This is a genomic window from Lacticaseibacillus camelliae DSM 22697 = JCM 13995 (assembly GCF_001311195.1).
GTDB classification, from domain to species: domain Bacteria; phylum Bacillota; class Bacilli; order Lactobacillales; family Lactobacillaceae; genus Lacticaseibacillus; species Lacticaseibacillus camelliae.
The window spans coordinates 21315-28396 of sequence record NZ_BBAJ01000026.1; the positions used below are offsets into that span (position 1 = coordinate 21315).

A 7082-nucleotide genomic window follows, 5' to 3' on the forward strand; every position below is an offset into this window, starting at 1 on the left:
ACGAGGAGGCTACATCGTGCTGGAACTCAAACACATTAAGAAGTATTACCACGTCGGTGACACCCTGACCAAGGCCCAGGATGACGTTTCCGTCGCGTTTCGCAAGCAGGAGTTCGTCGCCATTCTCGGCCCCAGCGGCTCGGGGAAAACGACCATGCTCAACATCATCGGCGGGCTCGACCGGTACGATTCAGGCGACCTTTTGATCAAGGGACGCTCGACCAAGGACTTCAAGGACGCGGACTGGGACGCTTACCGGAACAACTCGGTCGGCTTTATTTTCCAGTCTTACAACCTGATCACTCACCTGTCCATCATGGAAAACGTCGAAATGGGGATGACCCTGTCCGGGGTGCCCGCGGCGGAGAAGAAGAAGCGGGCCGAAGACGCCTTGATCCGCGTCGGTCTCAAGGACCACATGCACAAGCAGCCGAGCCAGCTGTCCGGCGGCCAGATGCAGCGCGTCGCGATTGCCCGCGCCATCGCCAATGACCCCGAGATCCTGCTGGCCGATGAGCCGACTGGGGCGCTGGATTCCGAGACCTCCGAGGAAATCATGCAGCTGATCCAGGACCTGTCGCGCGAGCGCCTCGTCATCATGGTCACGCACAATCCGGATCTGGCCAAGAAGTACGCGGACCGCGTGATTAACTTCGCTGACGGCAAAATCATGCACGACTCGCACCCGCATGTTGAGGCGGCAAAGGCCGAGGCCTTTGAGCTGAAGCGCACCAAGATGAGCTACCTGACTGCGCTGAAGCTGTCCTGGACCAACATCCGCACCAAAAAAAGGGCGCACGTTCCTCACGGTTTTCGCCTCCAGTATCGGGATTATCGGCATCGCGGTGGTCCTGGCGCTGTCCAACGGCTTCCAGAAGCAGATCGACAAGACGCAAAGTGAGGCGATGGCCTCCATGCCGGTGACGATTTCGCAAACCGGCACGGATACCAACTCGCTGATGACCGGGACGGACACCAAGACGTTTTCGAAGGCTGATCACGTGACCGCGGAAAAAAGTGCCGCGGACAAGGCGCAGCACACAAACAAGCTGAGCCGGGCTTACCTGGATTACCTGGACAAAATGCCGACCGGGGATGCGCGCAACATCGCGGTTTCTTACGGCACGGGCATGAACCTGATCCGCCAGGTCAATGGCAAGTACAAGGCCGTCAGCTTTTCCACGGCCAATCCGGACAGCGGCAGCGCCGATTATGGCTCGATGATGGCCGCGTCCACCGGCGTTGGCGGCGCGGTTTACCCCGTGCGCCGCACCAGCTCGGGCAAGACCTTCTTGCAGACCTACTACAAGGTTTTGGCTGGCCGCTACCCGCAAAAGAGTACCGACATTGTGCTGGTAGTCGACAAGAAGAACACCGTCAACATCAACGCGCTGAAGAACCTCGGCATCACGGTCAAGGAAGGCCAGAAGTTTAACTACAACGACCTGATCGGCACGACGGTGAAGCTGGTCACCAACGACAACTATTACATGAAGCTGCCGACAGGGACCTATCTCCCCAACCAGGACCTGAGCAGCGCCGCCGCGGCGCCTTCGACTAAGACCCTCACCGTTGCCGGCATCGTCCGCGTGAAGTCGAAGAACTCTGATGGCTTACTGGCGTCTGGGATCGCGTACAGTTCGGCGCTGACCAAGCAGGTGTTGAATGACAACAAGGACTCCGCAATCGTGGCCGCGCAAAAGGCCAGTCAAACCAACGTTATGACCGGTCAGCCGATGGACCAGGCGACGCGGTCGGCCATGCTGACCACGCTGGGCGGCACCAGCACGCCGATTTCCATCCAGATCTACCCGACCACGTTCAAGCTTAAGGACAAGGTCCTCAGCTACCTCGACAAGTGGAACAAGGACCACAAGCAGGCCGACAAGGTGATTTACACCGACTTGGCCGGCACTGTGTCCGACATGACCGGCGGCCTGATGGATGCGATCACCTACGTGCTGGTTGCCTTTGCCGCGATCTCGCTGGTTACCTCGATGATCATGATTGCGATTTTGACCTACACCTCGGTCATTGAACGCACCAAGGAAATTGGGGTGCTCAAGGCGCTGGGGGCCCGGAAGAAGGACATTACCCGCGTGTTTGACGCGGAGACCTTCATCCTGGGAATCGGGGCCGGCCTGTTCGGCATCGTGGTCGCCTGGGCGCTGACCTTCCCAATCAACGTCGTGCTGGAGAATGTGACCGGCTTGGCCGGTGTGGCCGTCCTCAATCCGGTCCACGCGGTCATCCTGGTGATCATCTCGACGGTGCTCACGCTGCTGGGTGGTCATGTGCCAGCCCGGATGGCGGCGAAGAAGGATGCGGCGATCGCGCTGCGGTCCGAGTAAAGTCATCGCTTCAGCAATCGAAACCGTCCGCAACTTGCGGGCGGTTTTTGTGTTGCCCAAACTTTTTTTTCAATTTTTTTGCTGAAAGCGCTTGACCTGAAACCCGTCCCACAAATTACAGTGACCTTGTTGATAGGAACAGCGATTCGATCCGCGGCGAAGCGCATGGCAATTACAGGAGGTCATCATCATGTTTGACACATTATTTCACAAGACAGCGCTTTTGAATCTGGACCTGGCGGATCACTCGGAGCTCGGCGCGCTTGACGAGGCTGCCAAGGAGGCGGCCAAGCTTTCAAGCTGAATGAAACCGCACTGCACGCCAGCATGCTGGCCAGCGAGGCCCAGGGTGCGCAATTTGCCGGTGACCACGCGGCAATCGTCTACGCCTCCAGCATGAGCTGACCGCCCCGAAGGCCTTGCTGCTCACGCTGGCCGACCCGGTGGCCTGGGGGTCTGGGGTCAGCGGCCGGCAGGTGAGCCAGCTGGTCGTGCTGGCGATGCCCGGCGACCACAGCGATGAGGAAAAGCAGGCCGTCATCGCGACCATCCGGCGCAAACTCAGCGGTGGTGTGCCCAGTCAGGCGCGGGACGCCGAGAAGTTTGCCCGCACCTTGTTGACTGACTGAGCCGGCGCTTGGCCACCGCTTCTGGTAGACTAAGGGGTGGAGGGGTCATCATGACAAATATTCACGATATTGCGCGCATCAGCGGTTACTCGGTTTCAACCGTGTCTCGGGTGTTGAACCACCGGAAGTACGTTTCCGACGACGTGCGCCGGCGCGTCCAGGCCGTGATCGACGACCTGGACTACGCGCCCAGCGAAGTCGCGCGCGACCTGAGCCGCGGCAAGACCATGAAAATTGGGGTCGTGCTGCCGGTGTTTGTGCACCCGTACTACACGGCGCTGATGCAGAGCATCACCGAGTCCGCGTTTGCGCACGGGTATCAGGTGACCTTGCTGCCGTCGAACTACCAGCCCAAGCTGGAAAAACAGTTTCTGGAGCAGTTTCGTCGGCGCTCGTTTGACGGGCTGATTTTCACCTCGCACGAAATGCCGCTGGCGGCAGTGGCCAAGTACCAGCAGTTCGGGCCGGTGGTGGTCTGCGAAGACCCCGGCGACGTTAAAATCGCCGCTGCGTTCACCGACCGCAAGGATAGCTACCGGGCGGCCTTTGAGTGGATCAAAGCCCGCGGCTATCGGCGCATCAGCTTGATGCTGCCCCGCGAGCCCAAGCTGTCTGCAACCTCGCGGACCATGGTCGAGGCCTACACCGCCGCGTTCGGGGCGGCGCCGGACCCCAAGGCCAACTGGATCGGTCGATGACGAACGAGGACGGCAAGGCGGCCGGCGCTTTTTTCGCCAAGGTGCAGCCGGATTTCATCTTCACCAACGGCGATGACATTGCCGCCGGCGTCCTGGAGTACTACATTCAGCACGGGCTGCAGCCGCCGGCGATGATGGGCCAGGAGAATCAGACGACCGGGCGCTTGATGGGCATTTCCACCATCGACCATCACCTCGCGTCTGTCGGCCAAGCCGCGCTGGCCCTGGCGACCGGCGAAAAAGTCGGCACGATCGAAATCACGTCCCAGTTTATTGCCAGAGGTTAGGTCAACAGTGGCCCGCGCATGGTGCGGGCCATTTTTGCGCCTTGCGAAAAATCAGCCCGAAAAAGTTTCGGTATGCTAAACTGAGAACAAATAACTTTGCGGAGGCGGTTTCATGCAAGTGATCATCACAGTGATCGGAACGGATAAAGTGGGCATCATCGCGGCGGTGACGACTAAGTTGGCGGCGCTGGACGTGAATATTTTGGACGTGTCCCAAACCATCATGCGCGGCGCCTTTACCATGATGCTGCTGGCCCAGCTGCCCGAAACCGCTGATTTCACCGCGGTCAAGAACCAGATGCAGGCGCTAGGGGCCGACGTCGGTGTTGACGTCAAAATCGCACGGCAGGAGATTTTCGACGCGATGCACAAGCTTTAACGGTCAAGGAGGACCACGATGGAAACCAATCAGATCAAAGAAACCATCGAGATGATCAGCGAGGAAAATCTCGATATCCGCACCATCACTATGGGCATCTCGCTGTTGGACTGCATTGCCGGCGACACGCGCGAAACGGCCAAGCGCATTTATGGCAAAATCACCAAGAAGGCGGCCGACCTGGTCGCGGTGGCCGATGCAATCGAGAACGAGTTCGGCATTCCCATTGTCAACAAGCGCATCAGCGTGACGCCCGTTGCGCTGCTTGCCGGCAGCGATCCGCAGCCCGCTTTTCCGGTCATCGCGCAGGCCATGGACCGGGCGGCGAAGGCGGTGAACATCGATCTGATCGGGGGCTATTCTGCCACCGTGCAGGCAGGGTGCACGCCAGCCGACCTGGCGCTGATGAAGAGTATTCCCGAGGCGCTGGCCGCGACCGACCGGGTTTGCGCCTCGGTCAACGTGGGGGCGACCCGCAGTGGCTGAACATGGACGCCGTCAAGCTGATGGGCCAGGTGGTTAAGGACGTGGCCGCAATCGACCGGTGAACGCGATGAAGCTGGTGATTTTCGCCAACGCGGTGGAGGACAATCCCTTCATGGCCGGTGCGTTCTGGGGCGTGTCGGAAGGCGACGTGGCCATCAACACCGGCGTTTCCGGCCCCGGGGTGGTGCAGCGCGCGATTGCGGATGCGCCGAACGCGTCGTTCGAACAAGTCTGTGAAAAAAATCAAGCAGACCGCGTTCAAGGTTTCGCGCATGGGTCAGTTCGTGGGCAAAGTCGCGGCCGAGCGGCTGGGGGTACCGTTCAACATTGTCGACCTGTCGCTGGCGCCGACGCGGCCCGCAACGATTCGGTGGCCCAGATTCTGGAAACGCTGGGGCTAAGCCATGTTGGTACGCCGGGGACCACGGCGGCGTTGGCACTGCTGAACGATGCGGTCAAAAAAAGGCGGCATCATGGCGGCGGAAAAAGTGGGCGGTCTTTCCGGTGCGTTCATTCCCGTCTCGGAGGACGCCAACATGATCGCGGCGGCCGAAGCCGGGCAGATCAGCATCGAAAAGCTCGAGGCGATGACCGCCGTCTGCTCCGTGGGCCTGGACATGATTGCCATCCCGGGCAAAACCACCGCTGCCACCATCAGCGGCATGATTGCGGACGAGGCAGCCATCGGCATTGTCAACAACAAGACCACAGCGGTCCGGGTGATCCCGGTGCCCGGCAAGGACGTCGGGGAGTCAATCGAGTTCGGCGGGCTGTTCGGCCGCGCGCCGATCATGGCAGTGAACGATGGTGATCCTAGCGTGTTCATCAACCGCGGCGGCCAGATCCCGGCGCCGATTCACAGCTTCAAGAACTGAGGCCAAAAAAACCAGCGCAGCCCTCGTTTTCGAGGACCGCGCTGGTTTTGGCTTGGACGGCTGCAGGTCAGGCCCAGTCACCACCGCGGAAAATCGGGATGATGGTGCCGTCTTGTTTGATGCCATCGATGTCCATCTGGGCCGAGCCCATCATGAAGTCGACGTGCGTGTCGGCCACGTTGAGGCCGCGGGCGGTCAGGCCCTCAGGCGTCAGCTTGGTGCCGCCTTCAATGGAGAACGGGTAGGCCATGCCAAGGGCCATGTGATCGGAGGCGTTCTCGTCGTACAGGGTGCTGAAGAAAATCAGGCCGGACTGGCTGATGGGCGAAGGGTCCGGCACCAGTGACACCTCACCCAAAGAGCGCGCCCCAGGAATGGCCAGCAGGTGCTGCAGGACCTCGTTGCCCTGGCCGGCGTGCGCTTCAACGACGCGGCCGTTTTTAAAGGTGAAATGCATGTCCTGCAAAATGCTGCCGGAGTAGGAAAGCGGCTTGGTCGAGGCCACCATGCCGTCGATGCGGCGGTTGTCCGGCGCCGTGAAGACCTCCTCGGTCGGCATGTTGGCGGTGAAGGTTTCACCCTGGGCGTTTTCACCGCTGCCGCCGTTCCAGATGTGATCTTCCGGCAGGCCCACGGTGAGGTCGGTGCCAGGCGCGCGGTAATGCAGCGCATCGAACTGCTCGCTGTTCAGCCAGGCCGCTTTATCCCGCAGCTTAGCCTCGTGCTTGGCCCAGGCGGCTTCGGGGTCCGCTTCATAGATGCGCACCGTCTTGAAAATGGCGTCCCAGAGCTTGTCGGTGGCCGCTTCAGGCGTGTCGCCTGGAAAGACCTTGGCCGCCCATTTCGGCGATGCGGCGCCGATGATCGTCCAGGCGATCTGGTTGCTGGAAATGGCCGTGCTCAGGTCGGCGTAGCTGCGCTGGAAGGCCGTTTGATAGGCGGCAACGCGGGCCTGATCGACGCCAGCCAGGTTGTCGGGGTCGCTGGAAGTCACGGTGATGCGCTTGGCCTGATGCGCCAGCCAGTAGTCAAACATGGCTTTCATTTGCGGCGCCTGGTGATTCAGGCGGTCTGGGGCCAGGTGCAGCATGTCCTGGCGCTTGGCAAAGTCGTCCTGCCACCAGACTTGGACCTCGGCCGCACCGCGCGCGTAGGCAGTGGCAATGATCTTGTGGGCCAGGGGGAGCTGATCAGTCGCGATTTGCAGATACACCGTGCGCCAGGCCCGACCCCCACCCAGTGTCGACCGCCAAAGCGGCGTATTTATCGAGCAATTGATCAAAATTCGGTAGAGTCAATGGCGTTAGCCTCCTTAGGTTTGGTTTCATTGTAGCCGCTTGCAAGGCGCTGCTCAATGAGTTTTTGTTCCTCAATTTT

The 7082-nt window shown here is 60.4% G+C and carries 7 protein-coding genes and 2 pseudogenes; 8 read left to right on the forward strand and 1 reads right to left on the reverse strand.

Features of this window, described 5'->3' with window-relative positions; all coding sequences use genetic code 11:
• Nucleotides 1-16 precede the first annotated feature (16 nt).
• The 8 genes and pseudogenes from JCM13995_RS06515 (at nucleotide 17) to JCM13995_RS17655 (ending at nucleotide 5705) form a co-directional block, all read left to right on the forward strand.
• Nucleotides 17-2351: pseudogene (locus tag JCM13995_RS06515) on the forward strand (ABC transporter ATP-binding protein/permease).
• Between the two features lie 419 nt (nucleotides 2352-2770).
• Nucleotides 2771-2980 (forward strand): PTS sugar transporter subunit IIA, encoded by a 210-nt coding sequence (locus JCM13995_RS06520; protein WP_054663738.1) that lies wholly within the window; start codon nucleotides 2771-2773, stop codon nucleotides 2978-2980.
• Nucleotides 2981-3030: 50 nt separating this feature from the next.
• On the forward strand, nucleotides 3031-3678 hold the full coding sequence (locus JCM13995_RS06525) for a LacI family DNA-binding transcriptional regulator (RefSeq protein ID WP_225350763.1): 648 nt from the start codon (nucleotides 3031-3033) through the stop codon (nucleotides 3676-3678).
• On the forward strand, nucleotides 3675-3965 hold the full coding sequence (locus JCM13995_RS15895; RefSeq protein WP_225350764.1) for a type 1 periplasmic-binding domain-containing protein: 291 nt from the start codon (nucleotides 3675-3677) through the stop codon (nucleotides 3963-3965). The genes JCM13995_RS06525 and JCM13995_RS15895 overlap by 4 nt, the downstream gene beginning before the upstream one ends.
• A gap of 112 nt (nucleotides 3966-4077) precedes the next feature.
• Nucleotides 4078-4344, forward strand: coding sequence for an ACT domain-containing protein (locus tag JCM13995_RS06530; RefSeq protein ID WP_054663741.1), 267 nt, complete (start codon nucleotides 4078-4080; stop codon nucleotides 4342-4344).
• An 18-nt stretch (nucleotides 4345-4362) separates the two neighbouring features.
• Nucleotides 4363-4830, forward strand: a complete 468-nt coding sequence (locus JCM13995_RS17645; RefSeq protein ID WP_369385641.1) for a DUF711 family protein — start codon at nucleotides 4363-4365, stop codon at nucleotides 4828-4830.
• Between the two features lie 203 nt (nucleotides 4831-5033).
• The gene (locus tag JCM13995_RS17650) at nucleotides 5034-5231 is read left to right on the forward strand and encodes a DUF711 family protein (protein WP_369385643.1); all 198 of its coding nucleotides are present in this window, start codon (nucleotides 5034-5036) and stop codon (nucleotides 5229-5231) included.
• A gap of 48 nt (nucleotides 5232-5279) precedes the next feature.
• A complete protein-coding gene (locus JCM13995_RS17655; protein WP_369385642.1) occupies nucleotides 5280-5705 on the forward strand; it encodes a DUF711 family protein in 426 nt (141 codons plus the stop codon).
• A gap of 67 nt (nucleotides 5706-5772) precedes the next feature.
• Here the strand turns inward: JCM13995_RS17655 and JCM13995_RS06540 are convergent.
• Nucleotides 5773-7003: pseudogene (locus JCM13995_RS06540) on the reverse strand (aminopeptidase).
• Nucleotides 7004-7082 lie beyond the last annotated feature (79 nt).

Bases quoted from the DNA above. Each gene is read 5' to 3' on its own strand.
- JCM13995_RS06525 (WP_225350763.1), top strand. From the start codon at position 3,031: ATGACAAATATTCACGATATTGCGCGCATCAGCGGTTACTCGGTTTCA.
- JCM13995_RS15895 (WP_225350764.1), top strand. From the start codon at position 3,675: ATGACGAACGAGGACGGCAAGGCGGCCGGCGCTTTTTTCGCCAAGGTG.
- JCM13995_RS06530 (WP_054663741.1), top strand. From the start codon at position 4,078: ATGCAAGTGATCATCACAGTGATCGGAACGGATAAAGTGGGCATCATC.
- JCM13995_RS17645 (WP_369385641.1), top strand. From the start codon at position 4,363: ATGGAAACCAATCAGATCAAAGAAACCATCGAGATGATCAGCGAGGAA.
- JCM13995_RS17650 (WP_369385643.1), top strand. From the start codon at position 5,034: ATGCGCCGAACGCGTCGTTCGAACAAGTCTGTGAAAAAAATCAAGCAG.
- JCM13995_RS17655 (WP_369385642.1), top strand. From the start codon at position 5,280: ATGCGGTCAAAAAAAGGCGGCATCATGGCGGCGGAAAAAGTGGGCGGT.